At 57.1% G+C, this 23,578-nt stretch carries 23 protein-coding genes; 19 read left to right on the forward strand and 4 right to left on the reverse strand.

Annotated elements, in window-relative coordinates; translation table 11 throughout:
• Positions 1-144: 144 nt before the first annotated feature.
• The 4 genes from hpaD to ACR0EK_RS19105 all read left to right on the forward strand — a co-directional run bounded on the left by hpaD (position 145) and on the right by ACR0EK_RS19105 (position 3,592).
• A complete protein-coding gene (gene hpaD / locus ACR0EK_RS19090) occupies positions 145-987 on the forward strand; it encodes a 3,4-dihydroxyphenylacetate 2,3-dioxygenase (protein ID WP_480484866.1) in 843 nt (280 codons plus the stop codon).
• A gap of 122 nt (positions 988-1,109) precedes the next feature.
• Entirely contained in the window at positions 1,110-2,507 is a 1,398-nt protein-coding gene (locus ACR0EK_RS19095) for a pyridoxal phosphate-dependent decarboxylase family protein (RefSeq protein ID WP_480478158.1), read from the forward strand.
• Positions 2,504-2,689 carry a hypothetical protein gene (locus ACR0EK_RS19100; protein ID WP_480478160.1) on the forward strand — a complete coding sequence of 62 codons (186 nt, stop codon included), beginning with the start codon at positions 2,504-2,506 and terminating at the stop codon, positions 2,687-2,689. The genes ACR0EK_RS19095 and ACR0EK_RS19100 overlap by 4 nt, the downstream gene beginning before the upstream one ends.
• A 117-nt stretch (positions 2,690-2,806) precedes the next feature.
• A complete protein-coding gene (locus tag ACR0EK_RS19105; protein WP_480484863.1) occupies positions 2,807-3,592 on the forward strand; it encodes a hypothetical protein in 786 nt (261 codons plus the stop codon).
• 132 nt (positions 3,593-3,724) lie between these two features.
• Here ACR0EK_RS19105 and ACR0EK_RS19110 read toward each other — a convergent pair whose 3' ends face one another.
• The 4 genes from ACR0EK_RS19110 to paaG are packed head-to-tail and all read right to left on the reverse strand — an operon-like array spanning position 3,725 to position 6,873.
• The gene (locus ACR0EK_RS19110) at positions 3,725-4,321 is read right to left on the reverse strand and encodes a TetR/AcrR family transcriptional regulator (protein ID WP_480478162.1); all 597 of its coding nucleotides are present in this window, start codon (positions 4,319-4,321) and stop codon (positions 3,725-3,727) included.
• A gap of 3 nt (positions 4,322-4,324) precedes the next feature.
• The gene (paaK, locus tag ACR0EK_RS19115; RefSeq protein WP_267365260.1) at positions 4,325-5,635 is read right to left on the reverse strand and encodes a phenylacetate--CoA ligase PaaK; all 1,311 of its coding nucleotides are present in this window, start codon (positions 5,633-5,635) and stop codon (positions 4,325-4,327) included.
• A 24-nt stretch (positions 5,636-5,659) separates the two neighbouring features.
• A complete protein-coding gene (paaI, locus tag ACR0EK_RS19120) occupies positions 5,660-6,085 on the reverse strand; it encodes a hydroxyphenylacetyl-CoA thioesterase PaaI (protein WP_480774449.1) in 426 nt (141 codons plus the stop codon).
• Positions 6,086-6,087: 2 nt separating this feature from the next.
• Positions 6,088-6,873, reverse strand: a complete 786-nt coding sequence (gene paaG, locus ACR0EK_RS19125; RefSeq protein WP_480774448.1) for a 2-(1,2-epoxy-1,2-dihydrophenyl)acetyl-CoA isomerase PaaG — start codon at positions 6,871-6,873, stop codon at positions 6,088-6,090.
• Between the two features lie 103 nt (positions 6,874-6,976).
• On the opposite strand from paaG, the gene ACR0EK_RS19130 reads away from it, so the two are divergent.
• The 15 genes from ACR0EK_RS19130 (at position 6,977) to ACR0EK_RS19200 (ending at position 23,575) form a co-directional block, all read left to right on the forward strand.
• Positions 6,977-9,010, forward strand: coding sequence for an FAD-dependent oxidoreductase (locus tag ACR0EK_RS19130; RefSeq protein ID WP_480920945.1), 2,034 nt, complete (start codon positions 6,977-6,979; stop codon positions 9,008-9,010).
• A 70-nt stretch (positions 9,011-9,080) separates the two neighbouring features.
• Positions 9,081-10,100, forward strand: a complete 1,020-nt coding sequence (locus ACR0EK_RS19135; RefSeq protein WP_480901048.1) for a TRAP transporter substrate-binding protein — start codon at positions 9,081-9,083, stop codon at positions 10,098-10,100.
• A gap of 57 nt (positions 10,101-10,157) precedes the next feature.
• Positions 10,158-10,664 carry a TRAP transporter small permease gene (locus ACR0EK_RS19140; protein ID WP_209507551.1) on the forward strand — a complete coding sequence of 169 codons (507 nt, stop codon included), beginning with the start codon at positions 10,158-10,160 and terminating at the stop codon, positions 10,662-10,664.
• Positions 10,661-12,013: a TRAP transporter large permease gene (locus tag ACR0EK_RS19145; protein ID WP_480478172.1), complete on the forward strand. Its 1,353-nt coding sequence runs from the start codon at positions 10,661-10,663 to the stop codon at positions 12,011-12,013. The genes ACR0EK_RS19140 and ACR0EK_RS19145 overlap by 4 nt, the downstream gene beginning before the upstream one ends.
• Complete coding sequence (locus ACR0EK_RS19150; protein WP_480871494.1) at positions 12,013-13,200, forward strand: cytochrome P450; 1,188 nt, start codon at positions 12,013-12,015, stop codon at positions 13,198-13,200. The genes ACR0EK_RS19145 and ACR0EK_RS19150 overlap by 1 nt, the downstream gene beginning before the upstream one ends.
• A 119-nt stretch (positions 13,201-13,319) precedes the next feature.
• A complete protein-coding gene (paaZ, locus tag ACR0EK_RS19155) occupies positions 13,320-15,350 on the forward strand; it encodes a phenylacetic acid degradation bifunctional protein PaaZ (protein WP_480901049.1) in 2,031 nt (676 codons plus the stop codon).
• Between the two features lie 62 nt (positions 15,351-15,412).
• Entirely contained in the window at positions 15,413-16,228 is an 816-nt protein-coding gene (locus tag ACR0EK_RS19160) for a PaaX family transcriptional regulator C-terminal domain-containing protein (RefSeq protein ID WP_480901051.1), read from the forward strand.
• A gap of 190 nt (positions 16,229-16,418) precedes the next feature.
• Positions 16,419-17,621, forward strand: a complete 1,203-nt coding sequence (gene pcaF / locus ACR0EK_RS19165; RefSeq protein WP_480484855.1) for a 3-oxoadipyl-CoA thiolase — start codon at positions 16,419-16,421, stop codon at positions 17,619-17,621.
• Between the two features lie 15 nt (positions 17,622-17,636).
• Complete coding sequence (gene paaA / locus ACR0EK_RS19170) at positions 17,637-18,614, forward strand: 1,2-phenylacetyl-CoA epoxidase subunit PaaA (RefSeq protein WP_480476985.1); 978 nt, start codon at positions 17,637-17,639, stop codon at positions 18,612-18,614.
• Between the two features lie 23 nt (positions 18,615-18,637).
• Positions 18,638-18,922, forward strand: coding sequence for a 1,2-phenylacetyl-CoA epoxidase subunit PaaB (gene paaB / locus ACR0EK_RS19175; protein ID WP_209507558.1), 285 nt, complete (start codon positions 18,638-18,640; stop codon positions 18,920-18,922).
• Positions 18,922-19,680 (forward strand): 1,2-phenylacetyl-CoA epoxidase subunit PaaC, encoded by a 759-nt coding sequence (gene paaC, locus ACR0EK_RS19180; protein WP_480489203.1) that lies wholly within the window; start codon positions 18,922-18,924, stop codon positions 19,678-19,680. Before paaB ends, paaC begins: the two co-directional genes overlap by 1 nt.
• A 6-nt stretch (positions 19,681-19,686) precedes the next feature.
• A complete protein-coding gene (gene paaD / locus ACR0EK_RS19185; protein WP_267366243.1) occupies positions 19,687-20,148 on the forward strand; it encodes a 1,2-phenylacetyl-CoA epoxidase subunit PaaD in 462 nt (153 codons plus the stop codon).
• A 13-nt stretch (positions 20,149-20,161) separates the two neighbouring features.
• Positions 20,162-21,235 (forward strand): 2Fe-2S iron-sulfur cluster-binding protein, encoded by a 1,074-nt coding sequence (locus ACR0EK_RS19190; protein WP_480484853.1) that lies wholly within the window; start codon positions 20,162-20,164, stop codon positions 21,233-21,235.
• A 13-nt stretch (positions 21,236-21,248) separates the two neighbouring features.
• Positions 21,249-22,010 carry a Phenylacetic acid catabolic protein gene (locus ACR0EK_RS19195; protein WP_480484852.1) on the forward strand — a complete coding sequence of 254 codons (762 nt, stop codon included), beginning with the start codon at positions 21,249-21,251 and terminating at the stop codon, positions 22,008-22,010.
• A 323-nt stretch (positions 22,011-22,333) separates the two neighbouring features.
• On the forward strand, positions 22,334-23,575 hold the full coding sequence (locus ACR0EK_RS19200) for an acyl-CoA dehydrogenase family protein (RefSeq protein ID WP_480484851.1): 1,242 nt from the start codon (positions 22,334-22,336) through the stop codon (positions 23,573-23,575).
• Positions 23,576-23,578: the final 3 nt, after the last annotated feature.

A 23,578-nucleotide genomic window follows, 5' to 3' on the forward strand; every position in this document is an offset into this window, starting at 1 on the left:
GGCGGCAACTGGAGCTTCGAGTTCTACATGGAACAAAAACACGTCGGCTTCGCAACCGGAAATCACAACATCATGCAGCTGGGGAAGTGAACTCGGGCAAGGGCTCTGGTACACAGACGTCGGTAAACACGAGGAGGAACTGCCATGGGAAAGATCGTACAAGCCGCGAAGATCACGCATGTGCCAAGTATCTGGATGTCCCACACGATGCCAAAATACAAAGGCATCCGGCAGTCTGCCATTGATGGTTATGCGCGCCTGCGCCAGGACGCGATAGACCGCGAGGTCGAGACGTTTCTTGTGTTCGACACCCATTGGATCACCAATCAGGGGTTTCACCTGAATACCAAAGAGCACCACAAAGGCCGCTTCATCAGTCATGAACTGCCGCACATGCTGGCAGACATGGAGTTTGATTATCGCGGAGATAACGCGTTGGGGGAAACCATCCTTGATGTTCTGCGTGAGCGTGGCGAGCGAGCGCTTGGCCATTCGCACCCTGATATGGGAATGGAATATGGCACCCTTCTGCCTATGCATTTCATCAACGAAGGGGTGAATGCGCGCGTTTTGCCCGTTGCAGTCAACCAGTTCTCGTCGATCCAGGAAAACCGCGTCTGGGGTGAGGCCATTGCCGAAGGTATCCGGCGTTCCGACCGGAACGTTTCCATACTGGCCTCTGGCTCACTCAGCCATGATTTCACGCCGAATGAGCGCTCGGTCGACGGATTGAATGCGGTAAACGGCGAGTTCAACCGCCAGATGGATATGCACGTGCTGGAGATGTGGGAACAGGGACGGTTCGAAGAGTTCCTTGAAATGCTGCCGGACTATGCGAAGAAATGCGCAGGCGAATGCGCCATGAATGACACGGCTTTGCTGTTCGGAGCTCTGGGCTGGGGCAGCTACAAGGGTGAGATCGACATCTACACCCCCTACTTCGGCAGCTCTGGCACAGGTCAGGCGAATGTCAGCTTTTCGGTCTGAAGGCAGAACTCGGGACCTTTTCATTTGAAGAAAGCACACCTGTTCGGCTTTAATCCGCGAGCCGAACGGGTAAGGTCGGGGACTGGACAAATTGGTGTTCAGTTACAAGAGAAGGCTTGCGCATGGATTGGGACGCGTTTTCGCATTGGGGTCAGCACATTTCGAAATGGGCGGCCGATTACCACAAGACACTTGCTGAACGTCCTGTTCGGGCCAAGACCACACCAGGAGAAATCGCGGCCCAGCTAAAGGCATCGCCCCCCGATAGTGGCGAGCCCATGGAAGCCATCATGGCCGATTTCGAACGAATCGTGATGCCGGGTATCACACATTGGCAACATCCTCGGTTCTTTGCCTATTTCCCGGCCAACGCAGCGCCGCCGTCGATGCTGGCTGAAATGCTGGTGACCACAATCGCGGCGCAATGCATGCTATGGCAGACCTCACCAGCTGCGACCGAGGTCGAAGGTGTCATGGTCGATTGGCTGCGGCAGGCGCTTGGATTGCCGGAAGGAACGACCGGAGTTATTCAGGACAGCGCATCATCTGCCACGTTGTCGGCTGTGCTGACCATGCGGGAACGGGCCACAGGGTTTACCGGCAACCGCGAAGGCCTGAACGCCAAGGGCGCACTGCGCATCTACTGCTCGGATCAGGTTCATTCGTCGATTGATCGGGCCTGCTGGGTTGCAGGGATCGGTCAGGACAATCTGGTGAAACTGCCGACACGTGGTCCGACCTATACGATTGATGCAGAGGCTCTTGATGTCGCAATTCAGGGTGACATCGCGGCCGGGTATGTACCTGCTGGTATCATTGCAATTACGGGCGGCACCGGGGTTGGGGCCTGCGATGATCTGGTGGCGGTGGCTGACATCGCGCAAAAATACGACCTCTATACGCATCTCGACGCGGCCTGGGCGGGGTCGGCGATGATCTGCCCCGAGCTTCGTGAGGCCCTTTGGCCCGGGGCGGATCGTTACGACAGCATTGTCTTCAACCCACATAAATGGATGGGGGCGCAGTTCGATTGCGCGATCCAGTTTCTGCGGGACGCCACGCCACAGCTCAACACGCTTAAGATCGAACCGGAATACCTCAAGACCACAGGGGCAGAGGTAACGAATTATTCGGAATGGACAATCCCTCTGGGTCGCCGGTTCCGGGCATTGAAGATCTGGTTCTTGATGCGGTCATACGGTCTCGACGGGTTGCGGAGCCGAATTCGCAACCATGTGCTCTGGGCCAATGAACTTGCAGAAAAGATCGGCGCGATAGAGGGGTTTGAGATCACCACCGGCCCGATCCTGAGCCTGTTTTCCTTTCGCTGTCCAGGGGATGACGCCGCTCAGCAGCGACTGGTGGACGCGCTGAATGACGATGGCCGAATTTACCTGACGCAAGGCATGTTTAATGGCCGCAAGATCATCCGTTTTCAGGTCGGGCAATTCGACACAACCCGCGATGACGTGCTGATGGCGGCGGATGTCATCCGCGATGTCTGGGAGAGCCTGTTATGAAATTCGCAACGTTCAGTGCTGCAGGGGATACCTTCTTTTGGGTGATTACCGATGATGGTGCGATCGCCCTGAACGGTGATTTTCCTGAGTTTTCCAGCCTGTATGAAGTCATTGCCGCAGGTGAGTTTGCCCAAGCCGAAACCGAAGACTATGAATATCTAACACGCTCACTCTCGTTATGAGTGAGGGACCATCGGTGGGTAGGTCAAAGGTCACTTGTAGGTCTTTGAAGGATGAAAGGATATTGAGGAAAGCGCTTTTCCGGCAACTTCGACGAGAGTTTAGCGAGAGATAAGAAAATGTTGAAAGTCGTTATACATCAGGGGTTTCATAAAACAGGCACTCGAACACTGCAAACAATGTTGCTCAGAAATCGTTCCCGATTAAAGGGCAGAGTGAATATTCTGGTTCCGAGTGATCTGCAAGAGGCGGGCTTCTCAGCACGGCGCTTTTCTGTAGTGCAAGAAGAACGAGTGCTAAATAAGTTTCGTAAACAATTAAGACAAGCTCTGGCGCGCTTTGAAAACGAAACAGACAAACCGCTTTTGATTAGTAACGAGGAGTTTGCGGGCCTGATTCCAGGGCGTAAAAATGTGTATTCTTATTCCATGGTAACGGTTTTGTCTGAAGTGCTATTGGATGAGATCGAGAAGTTCGCTGATGGTAACGCGCGTGCAACCTTCTTTTTTACCACCAGGAACGCCTCTGATTGGATTAAGAGTGTTTATTGGCAAAACATACGTTCGAACCGAATTCAGGAAGGCCTTTCGGAATACGCGGACCTACTTCAGCAAGGCGCAGATCTTGCTGGTGTGGTTGCCCGAGTTAAGGATGCCGTATCCTCCCGAGCCGACGTCGTTTCCCTAGACACCTCAAACATGAGTGACCGTCTATTTCCCGCCACAAAGGTGCTATCGATGCTGAACGTAAGGTCCGATGATCTTACGCCTGTCAGTAACTTGAATGTCCAACCGGTTGGAGCCGCAGAGTATTTTCTGGAATTGAACAGATCAAACATGACGGACGAAGAGGTCATGGCAGCGAAACGCAATTTCTTAGACGATTTGAAGATGCGCAAAAAGTAAGAAAGAAGGCCACGCGCTCGCTGCAGCCACGGTCCTTATTGGCGCGCCTCAGGATAGCCGACCAGTCTGACCTGAGATTTCAGAATAACACACGTGACCAGCCCCAAGCGTGTTTTCCCCAAGGGGGCACGCCTATAGCTTTTGCACACCATGCATGGTCAGGGTGCTCACCAGATCGGCATAATCCTCGCGGGCTTTGGGGCCTGCGCCGGTGTTCCACATGTAATACCAGTTTAACATGCCAAAGACTGACATCGTCGCTCCCCGAAGCTTGTCCTTGGCTCCGTCAAAAGAACCGGGGGACAACTCCAGAAGTATGTCGCGTACAAAGTTCACCAGATCAAGCTGATAGCCCCGTAGCCTTTTTTGCTGTTCCTCGGTCAGTGCGCTCATGCCACTGATCTGAACCCGGTGCTCGTCATCTGCACCCTGATAGGCAAAAAGGATCTCGCGCACTGCTTTGCGCAGTTTCTGTTCGGGGCTAAGGCCGTCCAGATCAACATTGCAAATCCGGTCCCGCAACTCACGCAAGTACGTTTCAAGGATGTCATACAGGATGGCATCCTTGCTGTCATAGTAGTGGTATATGTTTGCTTTCGAGATCCCACATTCTTTGGCCAAAAGGGTCATCGAAGCACGGTCAAACCCCTGGTCGGCAAACACTTTTGCCGCCATCTTCAGGATCTGCTCTCGCTTTTGGTCGTGGTCTTTAGCAATTGTCCGGGCCACGGCTCAGTCCTTATCGCGATTGTCTACAACGCGCTTCGCCTTGCCCTGAGAGCGTTCGACGTCGCCGGGGTCCCCTACTACAATTTCGGTTGAAACGCCAACGACGTCCTTGATCCGCTTGGTCAGCATCCGAGCAGCGGCCGTTTTTGACAGCTCGTCGGTGGAATCGGGGGAGGATTCAACAAAGACCCGCATGGCATCCATGCGACCGGATTTGTAGAGCTCGATCTGGTAATAGGGGGCAAGACCGCCCGTTGCCATGACCTGTTCCTCGATCTGGCTGGGGAAGACGTTGACGCCGCGCAGGATCATCATGTCGTCACTGCGACCTGTAATTTTTGCCATCCGGCGCATGGACCGCGCCGTCCCCGGCAGCAGGCATGTCAGATCGCGTGTGCGATAGCGGATCATCGGCAACCCTTCTTTGGTTAGTGTCGTGAACACCAATTCTCCGGTTTCGCCATCGGGCAGGACTTCTCCGGTTGCCGGGTCGATGATTTCCGGCAGGAAGTGATCCTCCCAGATTACAGGCCCGTCTTTGGTTTCAACGCATTCATTGGCGACACCGGGGCCCATGATCTCGGACAGGCCATAGATATCGACGGCGTGCATGTCGAAGGCCGCCTCGACCTCGGCCCGCATCGCGTCAGTCCAGGGTTCGGCACCAAAAACGCCAACCTTCAGCGAGCTCTCACGTGGGTCGAGACCCGCCTTGTGGAACTGTTCAAGGATATTGAGCATGTAGGAGGGTGTAACCATGATCCCGTCAGGACGGAAATCGTTGATCAGGTTGACCTGTTTTTCGGTCTGCCCGCCCGACATCGGGACGACAGTCGCGCCAAGGCGTTCGATCCCGTAATGGGCACCTAGCCCACCGGTGAACAGCCCATAGCCGTAGGCGTTGTGCACCATGTCGCCCTTGCGCAGCCCAGACGCGCGAAGAGACCGCGCGCCAAGGTCAGCCCAGTTGTCTATGTCATTCTTTGTGTAGCCGACCACTGTCGGTTTGCCTGTCGTGCCGGAGGACGCGTGCAGGCGAATTATCTCGCTGCGCGGAACCGCAAAAAGACCAAACGGATAGTTGTCGCGCAGGTCGTTTTTATACGTGAACGGAAACTTTGACAGATCCGAAAGCTGCTGAAGATCGTCAGGATGCACGCCAGCCTCGTCAAAGCGCTGTTTGTACATCGGAACGTTTTCATAGGCGTGGCGCACGGACCACTTCAGCCGCTCAAGCTGTGTGGCGCGAATTTCGTCGATCGAGGCGATTTCGATCGGGTCCAGGTCCGCTTTGTTGGGGGAAAGGTCTTTCATCGCGTAACTCCTCCAGTCACGAAACTATTCTTGAAAATTCTGGCCGCCAATGGTGCGGGACATGCCGCGAAATTCAGCGATCAGAGTATTGTCTTGATTGATGACGCGGACGTCGTAGATGCCGCTGCGACCGGACAGGTTCACTTCTGTCGCGGTGGCAGTCAGGCGGTCACCCTTCCGTCCCGGTGCGAGATAGCTGACCATCGTATGCTGCGCTACAGTTGCAACATTCCGGCTGTTGCAGGCAAAGGCAAAAGCACTGTCAGCAAGAGCGTGCGTGACGCCGCCATGGCAAATACCGTGTCCGTTACAGTGATGCGGCGCAACAGTCAGCGACAGGACAGCGCGCCCTTCATCGACCTGGACAAGCTCCATCCCGAACCATTTACTGGCTTCGTCATTGGCCCACATCGCCGCCGCGGATTTTTGGGCGCGTTCTTTTGGTGTCATCATCATCTTCCCTGAAAATGCGGTGCGCGTTTTTCGAGGAAACTGGACACGCCTTCGGCATAATCAGCACTTTCCCCGCAGGTTTTCATCGCGTCCGCTTCAATTTCAAGCTGATCGGACAAGGATGTAGTGGCTGCTGTTTGAATGCACTGCTTGGTCAGACCCAAGCCAAGGGTGGGGCCGTTTGCGAGTTGCGTGGCAAGAGCGCGTGCTTCGGTCATCAACTGATCATCGGGAAGCGCCTTCCAGATCAACCCCCAGTCTTCCGCCTGTTTGGCGGTTAGGGGCATTGCTGTCAGGGCCAGCCCCTTTGCGCGCGCCTCGCCCAACAATCGGGGCAAGTGCCAGCTGCCGCCTGTGTCCGGAATCAACCCGACCTTAGAAAAACTTTGGATGAACTTCGCGCTTTCCCTGGCCAGAACCATGTCGCAGGCCAGTGCAAGGTTCGCACCCGCGCCCGCGGCCACGCCGTTGACGGCACAAACGACCGGGAAATTCAAAGACCGGATCAGTCGAACCAAAGGGGCATAGAAAGTGCGTACAGTTTTGCCCAGGTCGGGCGGGCCATCCATTTTCGAGGGATCGCGGTCTCCAAGGTCCTGACCCGCACAAAAACCGCGCCCTGCGCCGGTCAGCAAAATCGCGCGGGCACCATTTTCGCGCGCGCTCTTCAGCGCGTCGTGAAGGGCAAGATGCATCTCCTCATTGAACGAGTTCAGCTTGTCGGGGCGGTTCAGGGTTATTTCAACCCAGTTTCCGTGATCATGTACAAGGATCGTATCGCTCATGGCAGTCTCATCTGTTCCCGTGACAACTTAATCATTGCATTAACCGAACGGTTGGTCAATATATAAACCCGAACCGAATCTGGACTGATCAAAGGGATTGCAAATGCCGCAACCGTCGCTGGTGAGTGTTGACTTTAAGGGCGACGTGGCCTGGGTCACGGTCGACAACCCGCCGGTGAACGCAACCTCGACGGGGGTTCGGCAGGGTCTGGCCGACGCGGTCGATGCAGTTCAGAAAGCTCGGGTTGCCGTCCTGTGCTGCGCCGGTCGGACATTCATCGCAGGCGGTGATATGTCCGAGTTTGACGCGGCTCCGGCTGAGCCGCATTTGCCTGATGTTGTTCAGAAGATCGAAGACAGCAATGTGCCGTTTATCGCCTGTATGCACGGCAATGTGTTGGGTGGCGGGTTTGAAATTGCCATGGCCTGCGCGTGGCGGATCGCAGCGCCGGGCACCAGCTTTGGGCTGCCGGAAGTCAATGTGGGCCTGATCCCGGGGGCGGGGGGCACGCAACGATTGCCGCGCCTAGTTGGAATGGAAGCGGCGATCGACATCGCCTGTTCGGGAAAAATCCTGAAAGCCGAGGAAATGGCCAATCTCGGGGGAATTGACCTGATTGCCGATAACCCAACGGCGGCTGCTCTGGACTTTGTCGCCAACCTGCCAAAGCGCCCGGCACCTGTCAGTCAACGGCCCGTCGGTGAATTCGCGTCTGACCTTCTGGAGACGAGCCGTCAGGCTTTGAAAAGAACCGCCAGGGGTCAGCAATCACCGCTGGAAAACCTGACCGCGCTCAGCTGGTCGTCAGAACCCTTTGCTTTCGCACAGCCGAAAGAGCGTGCGCGCCATCTGGCGCTGCGTCAAAGCCCTGAAAGCCGCGCCCTGCGATACGCCTTTTTTGCCGAGCGCAAGGTGGCCAGACCTTCGATGATCGCAGGTGTTGCCCCGCGCGATATCAGCCGGATCGCAGTTGTCGGTGGCGGGTTGATGGGGGCAGGGATCGCAACCGCTGCCCTGAATGGCGGTCTTTCGGTCACTCTGATCGAGAGGGATATGGAAGCAGCGGCCGCAGCCCATGATCGGGTTGAGGGGCTGTTAAAGGGGGCAGTCAAGCGGGGCAAGATGTCCGAAGCGCAGCTACAGGAACGCCTTTCTGCATTTCGCGCCGTTGACAGCTACTCCGAAGCTGCCGACATTCAGTTGGCTATCGAGGCTGTGTTTGAAGACTTGTCAGTCAAGCAACAGGTTTTTGCAGAATTGGCGCGCCATATGCAGCGTGACGCGATTCTGGCCACGAACACGTCTTACCTGAGCCCGGTCGAGATTTTCGCGGGTATCGAAAATCAATCCCGGTGCATTGGCCTGCACTTCTTCAGCCCTGCCCATGTCATGAAGCTGTTGGAAGTCGTGCATACGCCGCAAACTTCGCCCGAAGTTGTCGCCACAGGGTTTGCGCTCGGAAAAAGGCTTCGCAAGGTTTCTGTCCTGTCGGGCATCTGCGATGGATTTATCGGCAACCGGATGTTGGCTGCGTATCGGCGCGAGGCCGATTATTTGCTGGCAGATGGGGCGTTGCCTTATCAGGTGGATCAGGCAATGCGAGCTTTCGGGATGCCCATGGGGCCTTACGAGCTGCAGGATCTGACCGGCCTCCAAATCGCCTGGGCCAATCGGAAACGCAATGCCGCAACCCGCGATCCGAACGAACGTTATGTGACGATCGCTGACCAGCTGTGCGAGATGAGTCGTCTTGGCCAACGCACGGGCAAAGGATGGTATCGCTATGAAGAGGGTCATCGCGAACCGATCCGCGATCCCGAAGTGGAGGCGTTGATCGAGTCCCACTCGGCGGATCAGGGCATAACGCGGCGGGCATACGCGCAAGACGAAATCGTGTCGCGCATCTTGGCGGTGCTGGCCAACGAGGGCGCGTTGATCATTCAGCAGGGGATCGCCGAGTCCGCGGAAGCCGTCGATATGGTTCAAATTCACGGCTACGGCTTTCCGCGCTGGCGCGGCGGGCCGATGAACTATTGCAAGGAAATCGGAGCCAACACGTCGCACGCAATGATGGAAACCGTAGCCAAGGAAAGCCCCGGTTCCTGGCGCGTCGCGGGCTGTCTTGGAGGCAATTAACAAGTTGATGGTTACAAAAGTGACCATTAACGCATTCTTGACTCATGTTTCACAGGGAGGAGACAGAACTATGAAATTCACAAGGTTGAGCACACTTCTTGCCTCAGCTGCACTGGCCGTTTCAGGTACAGTGGCGCTTGCGGCAGACTATACGCTGACCATTTCCAGCTGGGCCCCGCCGACCCATGGCATCAATGCCAAGATGTGGCCGAAATTCGTCGAGATGATCGAAGAGGCCACCGATGGTCAGGTCACCGCTGAGCTGAAGCTGGGCCTTGCCCCGCCCCCTGCGCAGATGGACCTGATCATGGATGGCGCCGCTGATGCCTCGATCATTTTCCACGGCTATCAGCCGGGCCGGTTTGTCACCACCAAGATGATCGAACTGCCCGGATATGAAGGCTCGGCCGAGGCTGCGTCGGTCGCATATTGGCGCGCATATGACACACATTTGAAGGCGGCGGATGAACACCGTGGTGTGAAAGTGATCGCTTTGCACACACATGGTCCGGCTCAGCTGCATTCCAGCAGCCCGGTGACGTCGCTGGACGAAGTCTCGGGCCTCAAGGTTCGCATCCCCGGCGGTGTTGGCGGTGACGTGGGCACGGCGTTGGGTGCAACCGGTATCCAGGTTCCTGCACCGAAAGTGTATGAAACCCTGGCCTCCAAGGCCGCAGACGGCGTCGTCATGCCCTTTGAATCCCGCAAAGGTTTCAAGCTGACGGAAGTGGCCCAGAACGTTTATGAGGTCCCTGGCGGCCTGTATCGCGGTTCGTTTGCCTTTATCATGAACGAGGACACCTTTGCTGACCTGCCCGCCGATCTGCAGGCAGCGCTGGAAGAAAACGTTTTCGGTGAACCACTGAGCCGTGAAATTGGCAAAATCTGGGATGAGATCGATGCGGTCGGCCGGGAAGAAACCGAAGGCACCGAAGGCAACGCGATCCATGCCGCATCCGCTGAAGATCTGGAAAAGTTCAATGCGATTGCTGCGGATGTACGCGCCAAGGTTATCGACGAAGTCAATGGCACAGGCATCGACGCCCAGGCAGCCTATGACATGATCGTAAATGAAATGGCTGCGCAATAACGCAGTCGAGCTGGCGGACGCGATCCGCCAGCCGATTTCACCCGCTGGGGACCCGTTATGCAATCTCTCGTGACCTTTGCGCGTCGCGTCAGTATCGTGCCTACGCTGCTGGCCTGTGCCGCGCTGTTCATCCTGATGGTGATGACCTTCTTTGACGTCATCCTACGTTCTGTTTTCAATGCCCCGATTGAGGCGGCCACGGAACTGACCCGGATCCTGATGGCCGTCCTCGTGTTCTCGGTCTTGCCGATGATCTCGGCAGGGAAGGGTCAAATCGCTGTGGATTTGACGGATGGGCTGTTTTCACGCCTGCGGTTAAGTCGGGTACGTGACGCGATTGTGTATCTGTTTTCTGGCATAATGCTTTTTTGGCCGATTCAGCGTGTTTGGGTATTGGCTGAACGTGCGCGGGATTACGGGGACGTCACGGAATATCTTTCGATCCCAGTCTTCTATGTTGGTTGGTTCATCTCGGGGTTCATAGCGATCACCGCTGTTGCAATGATCATCACCGGCTTCTTGCACTTCTTTGCCCCCCATACCTTGTCGGAGCACCCCCAATGACCGCTGCACTGATCGGTTTTGTTCTTGTTCTTGTTCTTGTGCTGGTGCGCTTGCCCATCGTGTTTGCAATGGGATTGGTCGGAACGCTTGGCTTTGCCTATGAACGCGGCGGCAGCATCCTGTCCGAGCGTGGGTTGAAGGCCGCGATGTCGATGGTGGGTCGTCAGATCACCGACACCGCGCAGGATTACGGCCTGTCGGTCGTCCCGCTGTTTATCCTCATGGGCTTGTTCGTGAATAAAGGTGGGCTTGCGCGCGAGCTTTACGCAGTTTCAAACGCTTTTCTGGGCCATTTCCGGGGCGGTATCGCCATGGCGACGGTTGCGGCATGCGGAGGCTTTTCAGCCATTTGCGGCTCGTCTCTGGCAACGGCGGCCACCATGTCCAAGGTCGCAATGCCGGAAATGCGCCGCTATGGCTATTCCGACGAGCTGTCGACGGCATCGATTGCAGCGGGCGGCACACTTGGTATCCTTATTCCGCCGTCGGTGATCCTGGTTATTTACGGGCTGCTGACCGAAACCTCGATTGGGAAACTTTTCGTTGCGGGTATCATTCCCGGTCTGCTTGGCATCCTGTTCTACCTGCTCGCCGTCCGCTGGACCGTCGCACGCAAACCCGAGTCGGGACCGGCGGGTGAACGTCACGGCTGGGCCGAGCGTCTGTCGGCGGTGCGCTCAGTCTGGGCCGTATTGCTGCTGTTCTTTCTGGTGATTGGCGGATTGTACGGTGCATTCGATTTTCATCCACTGAACCTGACCTTCAGCCCGACCGAGGCGGCAGGCATGGGCGCAATGGGCGCTTTCCTGATCGCGCTGTCACGAGGCGGGCTTACTTTGGGGTCGACTTTTGAGGTGCTGAAGGAAACCACCTATACCGCCGCGGCATTGTTTTCCGTTCTGATCGGGGCACAGATCTTTTCGAATTTCATCAACCTTGCCGGTCTGCCCGAAGCGCTCATCGCGTTGGTTACGGCCTATGACGTTGAACCTTTTGTGGTGATCCTGATGATCCTTGGAATCTACATCATTTTGGGTTGCGTCTTTGAATCCCTGTCGATGCTGCTGCTGACGGTGCCGATCTTCTTCCCGTTGGTCACGTCGTTGGGGTATGACCCGATCTGGTTCGGCATTGTTGTGGTTGTCGTGACCGAAATCAGCCTGATCACTCCACCCGTCGGTTTGAACGTTTTCATTCTGAAAGGCGTGGTCGGAGATGTGTCAACAGGAACAATCTTCAAGGGTGTTACTCCGTTCTGGGTGGCGGATATCTTCCGGCTGGCCCTGATCGTTCTGGTGCCATGGTTAGTGTTGGTTCTGCCTGAACAAATGGGGGCGATGGGGCACTGATGTTCTCTCTGACCGCGCTTCCGGACGGGTTTCACACAGACCCCTATCCTGCCTACGCCGTTATGCGCGAAGATACGCCCGTCTGCTGGCAACGTGACGGATCGGTTATCCTGTCCCGATACGAGGATCTGGACCTTGTTTACCGGGACACCTCGCGATTCATATCGGACAAGAAAGCGGTATTTGGCCCCAAATACGGGGTCGACAGCCCCCTGTATGAACACCACACCACCAGTTTGGTGTTTAATGACCCGCCGCTGCATACCCGTGTTCGCAAGGTAATGGTCGGCGCGATGAACCCGCGCGCGTTGGCGCAAATGGAACCGGGTCTGATCCAGCTTGTCGATGGGCTGCTGGACGAGATGCAGGTCAAGGGCAACGTCGAACTGATCGAGGATTTTGCCGGGGCAATCCCGATCGAGATCATCGGCAATCTGCTGGGTATACCACGATCCGAACGCGGGCCATTGCGCGATTGGTCTCTGGCCATTCTTGGTGCGTTGGAGCCGCAATTGACGCCGGAGCAGGAAGAGTGGGGTAACAGATCGGTCTCGGACTTCAAAGACTTCCTGCGGCATATCATCGAGGATCGTCGCGCCAACCCCGGAGATCCGGCAACGGATGTCCTGACCCGGCTGATCCAGGACGACACGGATGGTGGCCTGACCGAGGTCGAGCTGTATCAGAACTGCATTTTCATCCTGAATGCTGGGCATGAGACCACAACGAACCTGATCGGCAACGCATTGGAGTTGTTGGACCGGCACCGCGACAAGCGGGCGGAGTTGCTGGCCGACCCGGATCTGATCGGTTCGGCCGTGGACGAGTTTCTGCGGCTGGAAAGCCCGAACCAGTTCGGCAATCGCCTGACCACCGTTGATGTAACGATCCACGGTCAGACCATTCCGGCAGGTACTGATGTTCATCTGTGTATCGGTGCGGCCAACCGTGACCCACGGCAGTTTGACCGGCACGACGAGATGATCTTGGACAGACGCCCCAACAAGCATCACGCCTTTGCCGGAGGGCCTCATACCTGCGTTGGTCTGACCCTCGCGCGTCTGGAGGGCCGGGTGGCCGTGGGCCGGTTTCTGGCCCGTTTTCCAGACTATCGCATCACCGACGGCGCCGAACGGGGCGGGCGCATCCGGTTTCGGGGGTTTGCACGTTTACCCGCGCGGGTCTGAGAAATCCGGCGAGGGAAATTTGCTCGGTAATTTATTGACCGACCGTACGGTTTAAAATATGATTTCACGAGACCGGCTTGTGGCAGCGCGGGGATCGCGACTTAGATGAGGAGACACTCATGACTATCCAACAGATTTCCAGCTTTGCAGCCGGTGAGTGGGTTTTGCCCGGCGAGGGTGCCCGCGCGATAGCTAGCGCTGTGACCGGCGAGGTTATCGCCACAGCGGGTAACAATGCTTTGGATGTACAGGGGATGTTGGACTATGCGCGCAATGTCGGGGGGCCGGCACTGCGCAATATGACGTTCCATGAACGGGCCAAAATGCTCAAGGCGCTGTCCGTCCATTTGGGTCAGCACAAGCAGGCGATGTATGACTTGTCTTTCAACACCGGTGCCACGCAATCGGATCATATGATTGATATCGACGGCGGCATCGGAACGATGTTTGTCTTTGCCGCAAAAGGCCGTCGTGAAATGCCGGACGGTCATGTCTATCTGGATGGCGATGTCGAGCAGCTTTCGCGCAACGGTACTTTCCTGGGGCAGCACATCTGCATCCCGCTACAAGGCGTGGCAATTCACATCAACGCGTTCAATTTTCCGGTTTGGGGGATGCTGGAAAAGCTTGCCCCAACCCTTCTGGCGGGCGTTCCGGCGATTGTAAAACCCGCCACGAGCTCGTGTTATGTGACCGAGCTGTGTGTTCGGTTGATGCTTGAGTCCGGCATCTTGCCAGCGGGTGCATTGCAGTTGGTCTCGGGTGGTTTGGGTGACATGCTGGACCGTCTGACCATGCAGGACGTGGTCAGCTTTACCGGATCCGCCGATACAGCCCTGAAACTGCGCTCCAACCCGGTGATCCTTGAGAACTCGGTACGGTTTGTCGCGGAACAGGACAGCCTAAACTGTTCGATCCTTGGCCCCGATGCCGCGCCGGGCACGCCGGAATTTGACCTCTTCGTGAAGGAAGTCCAGCGCGAGATGACCACGAAGGCAGGGCAGAAATGCACCGCAATCCGTCGGATCATCGCGCCCGAACCGCAGGTACAGGCGGTAATCGAAGCGTTGTCGGCGCGACTGGCGAAAACGGTCATCGGTGACCCAAAGCTGGAAACCACCCGCATGGGTGCGTTGGTTTCGAACGGTCAGAAGCGTGATGTTCTGGAAAAGGCTGCTATCCTTGGGCAAGAGGCCGAGCGTGTCTTCGGCAACCCCGATGATTTCGCGGTTGAGGGCGCTGATGCCGAAAAGGGTGCGTTCCTGCCGCCCATTCTCTTCCATTGCGCCAATCCTGACGCGGCGCAGCGCGTGCACGACACCGAAGCCTTTGGTCCGGTCAGCACAGTGATGGGGTATCGCGATCTTGACCATGCCATCAAGCTGGCGAACCGTGGGCAGGGCTCTTTGGTGGCGTCGGTGATCACCCATGATCCCGAGGTTGCGCGACAGGTTGCCATGGGATCAGGGGCGTATCACGGGCGTCTGTATTTCAACAACCGTGACTCGATGAAGGAATCCACCGGTCATGGTTCTCCTCTGCCGCACATGGTTCATGGCGGTCCGGGACGCGCTGGTGGCGGCGAAGAAATGGGCGGGGTGCGGGGTGTAAAACACTATATGCAGCGCACCGCCATTCAGGGTTCGCCCGATCTGCTGACAGCGATTGGCCGGAAATGGGTGCCTGGCGCGACCGAAGTCGAAGGTCCTGCTCATCCCTTTGCCCGCCGGTTTCACGATCTGTCGATTGGCGAGACTCTTCACACGGCGCCAAGAACCATCACCATGGAGGACATTGAACACTTCGCCAACTTCACCGGTGATACCTTCTATGCGCATATGGATCAGGCGGCGGCGGAACGTAACCCGTTCTTCCCCGGCCGCGTTGCACATGGATATTTGCTGTTGTCTTTCGCAGCCGGATTGTTCGTCGAACCGAACGAGGGGCCGGTTTTGGCAAATACCGGTCTTGACGGGCTGCGTTTCATGAAACCGGTCGAGGCAGGTGACACCATCAAGGTGCGTTTGACGGTCAAGCACAAGACCAAGCGCAATGATGACTACGGCGAGGTTCGCTGGCACGTTACCCTGACACAGCAGGATGATGAGCTGGTCGCAGAATACGAGTTGCTGACCATGGTTGCCTACTAGGCACAAGTGCAGGTGCGCAGGGGCTGGATGGCATTTCCCTCCGGCCCGATTATACTGTGCTTATGAAAGATACGGCTCCAGAATGGTTCGAAACCTGCGTCAGCCAGTTGACCACAACTGGCACGCAACGTGTGTGGTCAGTTCTGGTCACGATATTCGGTGATCTGGCCCAGAGCGGGTCTGACCAGGTTAGCGGCGCGCTGATCACAGCGCTGACCAACCTTGCGGGGATCAAGGCCGAAGCCACGCGTGTTGCGCTGCACAGGCTGCGCAAGGAAGGCTGGATCGAAAGCACGCGGGTCGGGCGAAACAGCGTGCACAGACTGACCGAATATGGCCGCAGTCAGAGCGCCGCCGCTGCCCCGCGCATCTATTCCAGCGAGACGAATACGCCAGAAACCTGGCATGTGCTTGTCGCCAGCAGTTCAGAAAGTTCGCGAAAAGAGCTGGCAGATTTGATGCTGACTGGAGACTATATTTCAGTTAACCACACAACAGCCATGTCGGCAGGACCCGTCCCGGAGAACCTTGAAGAACTGCTGGGTGTTGAAAGCAGCGCTATTTCGATCCCCGGCTGGCTGCGCGACCTTTGTGGCCCTGAAGTGTTGAAGTCTGCCTATGATCAGTTCTTGCACTCCATTCAGATCACCGAGCAAATGCTGCCTGTCGATGGCGTCGCCGATCCGCTTAAAATAGCGGTGCTGCGCGTATTGATTGTGCATGGGTGGCGTCGTTTGGTCCTGCGCCACCCATCCTTGCCTCCGGCCTTTTTGCCCGCCGATTGGAAAGGCGCGGAGTGTCGCGCGGCGGTGTCCCGACTGCTGGGACATTTGTCCAAACCGGATCTTGCAACGCTGGAATCTGCGGTGGGTGGTTGACTCGTTTTTTGCCGAGCTCGGGATGGCGCTCTTGGGGGTTGGAAGACGGATGTGAAAGAAGTGCCATTTAATGTTACAGAAAGCTGACAGAAGCGATTACGTGGTAACATAATGCTTGCGCCGAATCGATTGAGCATTTATTAACCGACCAGACGGTTAATGACTTGTGTTCCAACAGGAGACCCAATTGATGGACGCCTTCATCTGCGACGCAACCCGCACCCCGATTGGGCGGTATGGTGGTGCGCTTTCATCGGTTCGCACGGATGATCTGGCGGCTATCCCGCTGGCAGCCCTGATGGCGCGCAACCCGCAAGTCGACTGGACCAGTGTGGATGACGTCATTTATGGCGATGCCAACCAGGCAGGAGAGAGCAATCGCAACGTTGCCCGGATGGCGGCACTGCTTGCTGGATTGCCGACGGACGTGCCGGGAACAACGATAAACCGCTTGTGCGCCAGTGGTATGGATGCTGTCGGAATGGCGGCGCGTGGTATCAAGGCAGGCGATTATGATCTTGCTGTTGCGGGTGGCGTGGAAAGCATGTCGCGCGCACCGTTTGTAATGCCCAAAGCGACGTCGGCGTTTACGCGCAGCAATGCGGTTTACGACACCACGATTGGCTGGCGCTTTGTGAACCCAAGGCTAAAGCAGCAGTATGGCGTCGATTCCATGCCGCAAACGGCTGACAATGTCGCTGAAGATTATGGGATCAGCCGTGAAGACCAGGACGCCTTTGCCGCGCGCAGTCAGGCACGATGGGCTGCGGCGCACGCGGCAGGCGTGTTCCAAGAGGAAATCACACCGGTTTCAATTCCGCAGCGCAAGGGCGATCCGATTGTTGTCGATACGGATGAACATCCTCGCCCGGGAACCACAGCGGAAAAACTCTCGGGCCTCAAGGGTGTGAACGGGCCGGAGAAAACAGTGACCGCTGGGAATGCCTCGGGCGTGAATGACGGTGCCGCCGCGATCCTGATGGCGAATGAAGTGGCAGTGGCAAAGAATGGTTTGACCCCGATTGCCCGTGTGGTTGGTATGTCTGTCGCGGGCGTCGAGCCTCGGGTCATGGGTATTGGTCCGGTTCCTGCCAGCCGAAAGGTTTTGGCGCGCGCGGGGCTGAGCATCGACCAGATGGATGTGATCGAATTGAACGAGGCGTTTGCGTCGCAAGGTCTGGCAACGCTGCGAGAGCTTGGCCTGCCCGATGACGCAGCTCATGTGAACCCGAATGGCGGTGCAATCGCCCTTGGTCATCCATTGGGGATGAGCGGCGCCCGACTTGTGTTGACCGCAGCGTACCAACTGAAACGCACCAAAGGGCGCTATGCGCTTTGCACAATGTGCGTCGGCGTCGGGCAAGGCGCTGCACTTATTCTTGAACGCGTGTAACGGAGGAGACGGGACATGTATGCCCAGATGGTGGAATCCGAGGCGTCAAACGATGATCCTGAAAAGCTTGCTGAATTTCAGGCGCGGATCGACGCGGATATCAAGATCGAACCCAAGGACTGGATGCCTCAGGGGTATCGCAAGACGCTGATCCGCCAGATCGGACAGCACGCGCATTCCGAGATCGTCGGGCAATTGCCCGAAGGGAACTGGATCACACGTGCGCCGACGCTGCAACGCAAGGCGATCCTTCTGGCCAAGGTGCAGGATGAAGCCGGCCATGGGCTCTACCTGTATTGTGCGGCCGAAACACTGGGTGTCAGCCGCGATGAGATCACCGAGATGCTGCTGGATGGTCGCATGAAATACTCGTCGATCTTCAACTATCCGACCCTGAACTGGGCCGATATCGGCGCGGTTGGTTGGCTGGTTGACGGGGCGGCGATCATGAATCAGGTTCCGCTGCAGCGGACATCCTACGGGCCGTACTCACGCGCCATGATCCGCATCTGCAAGGAAGAGAGTTTTCACCAACGTCAGGGCTACGATGCGATCCGCAAGATGGCCGAAGGCACGCCCGAACAGCGCAAGATGGCGCAGGATGCGATGAATCGCTTCTGGTACCCGTCGTTGATGATGTTTGGACCGTCCGATAAGGATTCCGTCCACTCCGCGCAGTCGATGGCTTGGAAGATCAAGATCAACACCAATGATGAGCTGCGCCAGAAATTCGTCGACCAGACCGTCCCACAGGCCGAATATCTGGGACTGACAATCCCCGACCCGAACCTGAAGTGGAACGAAGAGCGCGGGCACTACGATTTCTCAGAGCCGGATTGGTCGGAATTCTTCGATGTGATCAAGGGCAACGGCCCCTGCAACGTCGACCGACTGGCGGCGCGCAACAAGGCCTGGGATGACGGCAAATGGGTGCGCGACGGGCTGTTGGCCCATGCGCGCAAGAAACAGGCCGGCAATCTGGCCGCCGAATAAGCTTACCCTGAGGAGGAAACCCGATGAATACCGAATGGCCCCTGTGGGAAATCTTCATCCGCGGTCAACATGGGATGAGCCACCGACATGTCGGCTCGCTGCATGCCCCGGACGCGGAAATGGCGATCAAGAATGCACGCGATGTTTACACCCGCCGCAACGAAGGCGTGTCGATTTGGGTGGTAGAAGCCAACAACATCTCGGCCTCGTCGCCCAGCGACAAAGGCCCGTTGTATGAACCCAGCGAAAGCAAAGTGTACCGCCACCCGACCTTTTTCGACATCCCCGAAGAAGTGGGGGCGATGTGATGACCCGCGACGAAGCGTTTCAGCAGTTCCTGCTGCGGATCGGGGACAATACCCTGATCCTGGGCCATCGCGTCAGTGAATGGTGCGGCCACGCGCCAGTGTTGGAGGAGGATATAGCACTGGCCAACACAGCGCTGGACCTGATTGGGCAGACCCAGATGTGGCTTGGCCTTGCCGGCGAGATAGGTGGCGGCAAAACCGCCGATGATCTGGCATTTCTGCGCGACGCGTGGGATTTCCGCAATGTGTTGCTGGTCGAGGTTCCGAATGGTGATTTCGGCCGCACCCTGATGCGCCAGTTCCTGTTCGATGCCTGGCATTCGATCATGCTCGGCCGTCTTCTGACATCCTCTGACGATCGTGTCGCCGCGATTGCTGCCAAAGCCAGCAAGGAAGTCGCCTATCATCTGGAGCGTTCGGCAGAAACGGTCGTAGGTCTGGGTGATGGAACCGAAGAAAGCCACACCCGGATGCAGGCAGCGCTGGATTACCTCTGGCCCTATGTGGGCGAGATGTTTGTCAGCGATGACATCGACGCTCAGATGGCTGCGGCCGGGATTGCGCCAAACCCGGCCGATCTGCGCGAAGAATATGATGCGCTGGTCAAACGGGTTCTGGCCAAGGCGACATTGACCCTTCCGGAAAGCCGATTTGCCCACAAAGGCGGGCGGGACGGGCGCATGCATACAGAACACCTGGGGCACCTTTTGACCCAGATGCAGTGGTTGCAGCGCGCATACCCCGGTGCAAGCTGGTAACATGTGATGCAACGCCACTCGACCGACCAGATCTGGGATTGGCTGGATGCCGTACCGGATCCCGAGATTCCGGTAATCTCGGTTGTCGATCTCGGGATCGTGCGCGATGTGCGTTGGGATGCCGAAACGCTACTCGTGACGGTCACACCAACCTATTCGGGCTGTCCGGCAACATCCGTCATCAGCATGGATATCGAAACCGCTTTGCACGATCACGGTATCGAAGATGTGCGGATCGAAACCTGCATCTCACCAGCCTGGACAACCGATTGGCTGAGCGAAAAAGGCCGCGCCAAGCTGGAAGAGTTTGGGATCGCCCCGCCACAACCGGCGGGCGGGCCAGAGCGCTGCCCGCATTGCGGCAGTAAAGCAGTTGAAAAGGTCAGCCAGTTCGGTTCGACCCCGTGCAAGGCCCATTGGCGCTGCACCGACTGTCTGGAACCCTTTGACTATTTCAAGTGCATCTGAGGAGGAGCACCGGATGGCACGTTTTCATGACCTGAAAGTCACCGACATCCACAAAACCATCCGCGATGCGGTTGTCGTGACGCTTGAGCCTGTCAACGGCGCGGCGGATCAGTTCGATTTCACCGCAGGCCAATACCTGACGTTTCGCCGCGACTTTGACGGAGAAGAGCTGCGCCGGTCCTACTCCATTTGTGCGGGCAAGGATGACGGGGTACTGCAAGTCGGGATCAAACGTGTCGAGGGCGGCGCATTCTCCAGTTGGGCCAATTCCGAGCTTAACGTCGGGGACGTTGTGCAGGCGATGCCACCGATGGGCAGCTTTCACACACCGATCGAAGCTGATGCGGAAAAGCAGTATATCGGTTTTGCTGGCGGCTCTGGCATCACGCCGGTTCTGTCGATCCTGAAGACAACACTGACCCGCGAACCCAAATCCCGCTTTACGCTGATCTACGCCAACAAGGGCATCAACACGATCATGTTCCGCGAGGAGCTGGAAGACCTGAAAAACCTCTATATGGGCCGCCTGAACGTAATCCATATTCTTGAGGCGGATGCGCAGGAAATAGACCTGTTCACCGGTCTGGTGACGCAGGAAAAATGCGCCGACCTTTTCAAACATTGGGTCGACATTCAGAACGTGGACACAGCTTTTATCTGCGGCCCCGAGCCGATGATGCTGGGGATAGCGGCCGCGTTGCGCGCGCATGGTCTTGACGACAGGCAGATCAAGTTTGAACTCTTTGCCAGCGCTCAGCCGGGCCGGGCCAAACGCAAGGAAGGTTCGGCAGATGCGGGCACGCAGGCGAACCAAACCAGCGCATCGATCACTCTTGATGGGTCCACTCAGACGATAACTCTGCCCAAGGACCAATCCATTCTGGACGCAGCCTTGGAAAATGCCATGGACGCCCCATACGCCTGTAAGGCCGGTGTCTGTTCAACCTGCCGCTGCCGCGTTTTGGAAGGCGAGGTCGAGATGCTCGCCAATCACGCGCTAGAGGATTACGAGGTTGAAAAAGGCTATGTGCTGAGCTGTCAGGCCTATCCGGTCACCGACCGCGTGGTCGTGGACTACGACCAGTAAAGGGAGAAGACCGATGACTGACACCATGACACTCGACAGCTATCTGGCCGCAGGCGGTGTGCTGACCAACCCAACCAATGTTCCGCCACGCTACCGCGCCGAACTCATGAAGCTGATGGCCACGTTCGTGGACAGCGAACTTGCCGGTGCTGCCGGATTCGCCGACATCATCAATCAGGGGCCGGGCATCAAGGAACGGATCGCAGCCGCCAGGATTGTTCTTGAGAAAACGGATCACGCCGATCAGGTTCTCAGGATAATGGGTGAGTTTGGGGCCGATACCGAGAGATATGCCACACATCATCCGTGGACGGCTCGCTTGAATCGTGACGCAGATATCGGCGCGACCCGCAGCGCACATGACATGCGTCTTGCCGTATTCAATTATCCGATCTCGGGCTGGACCGACGCGGTCATCATGAACATGCTGATGAGCCGTGCGGTCATGGAACAACTGGCCGAGTTTTCAATGGTTTCCTATCAACCGTTGGCTGAAGCTTTCCGCAGCATCGCCCCGGTCGAAGCCCATCATGGCGCGTTGGCGTTGGAAGGTGCTGTAAAGCTTTCCAGGAACGGAGAGACAGAGCAGATGCAGGATGCGGTTAACTATTGGTGGCCCCGTGTCGCTGTGTCCTTTGGTGGCGATGATCTGAAACGGTTTGAGCTTCTGAAATCGCTGGGCTTGCGCCACAATGGCAACAACGCACTGAAAGAGCGTTGGGTTCAGACGGCAGGTGCCGCCGTGAAACAGCTGGGCCTCAAACCACCGGTCTAGTTCAGTGTGAACACCAAAGGCGGGTTGAGAGGCAATTCCGGGCGCGGGCGATGAGAAGCTCGCCCGGCGGTGCAAATCTCCGATGCGGCCCGATCATCCCCTTAGGTATTGTTAGTCCACCCGGTTCTGAGAGCAATGACCTGACGTTTCACGCCGGCAGGTTGCGGTATTGGTATTTTCCTCTTTTCATATCGGAATGATTGCGCAAACTGAGCGTAATCAAGCGCCGGATTAAACTCACCAGAAGACAGTGCCTTGGCGGCCGTTCTGGCGCGAGCAGAGTTTGAGGACATCACCGCCACAACGCACCGGAAGGAACCGCCATGGATTTTGCCCCATCGCCGCGCGCCACGGAAATGTATGACCGCCTGAAAGCGTTTATGGAGGCGCATATCTACCCGCGCATACGCGATCACAAAGAAGAAATGGCGGCAGGCAGTTTCCCGGTTTCGTTTATGGAAGATCTCAAGGCGTTGGCCCGGGCCGAAGGGTTGTGGAACTTGTTCCTGCCCAGCCTGCGCGACGATGAACCCGGCACCCGGCTGAGCAATCTGGAATACGCGCCGCTGGCCGAACTTATGGGGCAGGTGGCCTGGTCTTCGGAAGTGTTCAATTGCAGCGCGCCCGATACCGGCAACATGGAACTGTTGCACATGTTCGCCACTCCGGAACAGCGCGAGACGTGGCTGGTGCCGCTGTTGAACGGTGAAATCCGATCCTCTTTTGCGATGACTGAACCGGATGTGGCCAGTTCGGACGCGACCAATATTACCACTTCGATACGGCGTGAGGGGGATGAATACGTCATCAATGGCCGCAAGTGGTTCATAACAAACGCCTGCCACCCAAACACCAGATTGTTTATCGTGATGGGCAAAACGGATCCCAATGCGGATCGGCACAAACAACAAAGCATGGTCATTGTCCCGAAGGACACGCCCGGTTTTGAGATTGTTCGCAACCCCACCATTCTGAACATGCACGACCCCGAAGGCCATGCCGAGCTGGTCTTCAAGGATGTGCGCGTTCCGGTCAGCAATCTTTTGGGCGAGGAAGGCAGCGGGTTCGCTCTGGCGCAGGCCCGGCTTGGTCCCGGTCGCATCCACCATTGCATGCGTTCGATCGGTGCGGCGGAAATGGCGCTTAACCTGATGGTCGAACGCGCGCAGGAACGGAAAGCGTTTGGCAAGCAGCTTGCAGAACAGGGCGTGATCCGCGAGTGGATCGCCAAATCCCGGTTAGAGATCGAACAGGCGCGGTTGCTGACCCTGAAAGCAGCCTGGAAGATTGATCAGGTGGGCGCCAAAGAAGCGTTCCGTGAAATTTCATTGATCAAGGTGGTGGCACCCAATGTGCATGCTGCTGTCACGGATCGTGCGATGCAGGTCTTTGGGGCGATGGGCATGACCCCGGATACACCGCTGGCCGACAGCTATACCTGGGCACGCGCGCTGCGATATGCGGATGGTCCGGACGAGGTGCATTTGCAGGCGATTGCCAAGCAAGAGTTGAAGAACTCGAATTTTGGCATGTCGGCCCAATGGCTGACCCCGCCATCGCGCTAGGCC

This window comes from Ruegeria sp. AE4 (assembly GCF_056542185.1).

Bases quoted from the DNA above. Each gene is read 5' to 3' on its own strand.
- paaA (WP_480476985.1), top strand. From the start codon at position 17,637: ATGTATGCCCAGATGGTGGAATCCGAGGCGTCAAACGATGATCCTGAA.
- ACR0EK_RS19095 (WP_480478158.1), top strand. From the start codon at position 1,110: ATGGATTGGGACGCGTTTTCGCATTGGGGTCAGCACATTTCGAAATGG.
- ACR0EK_RS19145 (WP_480478172.1), top strand. From the start codon at position 10,661: ATGACCGCTGCACTGATCGGTTTTGTTCTTGTTCTTGTTCTTGTGCTG.
- ACR0EK_RS19190 (WP_480484853.1), top strand. From the start codon at position 20,162: ATGGCACGTTTTCATGACCTGAAAGTCACCGACATCCACAAAACCATC.
- ACR0EK_RS19195 (WP_480484852.1), top strand. From the start codon at position 21,249: ATGACTGACACCATGACACTCGACAGCTATCTGGCCGCAGGCGGTGTG.
- ACR0EK_RS19160 (WP_480901051.1), top strand. From the start codon at position 15,413: ATGAAAGATACGGCTCCAGAATGGTTCGAAACCTGCGTCAGCCAGTTG.
- paaD (WP_267366243.1), top strand. From the start codon at position 19,687: ATGCAACGCCACTCGACCGACCAGATCTGGGATTGGCTGGATGCCGTA.
- paaB (WP_209507558.1), top strand. From the start codon at position 18,638: ATGAATACCGAATGGCCCCTGTGGGAAATCTTCATCCGCGGTCAACAT.
- paaC (WP_480489203.1), top strand. From the start codon at position 18,922: ATGACCCGCGACGAAGCGTTTCAGCAGTTCCTGCTGCGGATCGGGGAC.
- ACR0EK_RS19135 (WP_480901048.1), top strand. From the start codon at position 9,081: ATGAAATTCACAAGGTTGAGCACACTTCTTGCCTCAGCTGCACTGGCC.
- hpaD (WP_480484866.1), top strand. From the start codon at position 145: ATGGGAAAGATCGTACAAGCCGCGAAGATCACGCATGTGCCAAGTATC.
- paaK (WP_267365260.1), bottom strand. From the start codon at position 5,635: ATGAAAGACCTTTCCCCCAACAAAGCGGACCTGGACCCGATCGAAATC.
- ACR0EK_RS19100 (WP_480478160.1), top strand. From the start codon at position 2,504: ATGAAATTCGCAACGTTCAGTGCTGCAGGGGATACCTTCTTTTGGGTG.
- pcaF (WP_480484855.1), top strand. From the start codon at position 16,419: ATGGACGCCTTCATCTGCGACGCAACCCGCACCCCGATTGGGCGGTAT.
- ACR0EK_RS19150 (WP_480871494.1), top strand. From the start codon at position 12,013: ATGTTCTCTCTGACCGCGCTTCCGGACGGGTTTCACACAGACCCCTAT.
- paaZ (WP_480901049.1), top strand. From the start codon at position 13,320: ATGACTATCCAACAGATTTCCAGCTTTGCAGCCGGTGAGTGGGTTTTG.
- paaG (WP_480774448.1), bottom strand. From the start codon at position 6,873: ATGAGCGATACGATCCTTGTACATGATCACGGAAACTGGGTTGAAATA.
- ACR0EK_RS19130 (WP_480920945.1), top strand. From the start codon at position 6,977: ATGCCGCAACCGTCGCTGGTGAGTGTTGACTTTAAGGGCGACGTGGCC.
- ACR0EK_RS19140 (WP_209507551.1), top strand. From the start codon at position 10,158: ATGCAATCTCTCGTGACCTTTGCGCGTCGCGTCAGTATCGTGCCTACG.
- paaI (WP_480774449.1), bottom strand. From the start codon at position 6,085: ATGACACCAAAAGAACGCGCCCAAAAATCCGCGGCGGCGATGTGGGCC.
- ACR0EK_RS19105 (WP_480484863.1), top strand. From the start codon at position 2,807: ATGTTGAAAGTCGTTATACATCAGGGGTTTCATAAAACAGGCACTCGA.
- ACR0EK_RS19200 (WP_480484851.1), top strand. From the start codon at position 22,334: ATGGATTTTGCCCCATCGCCGCGCGCCACGGAAATGTATGACCGCCTG.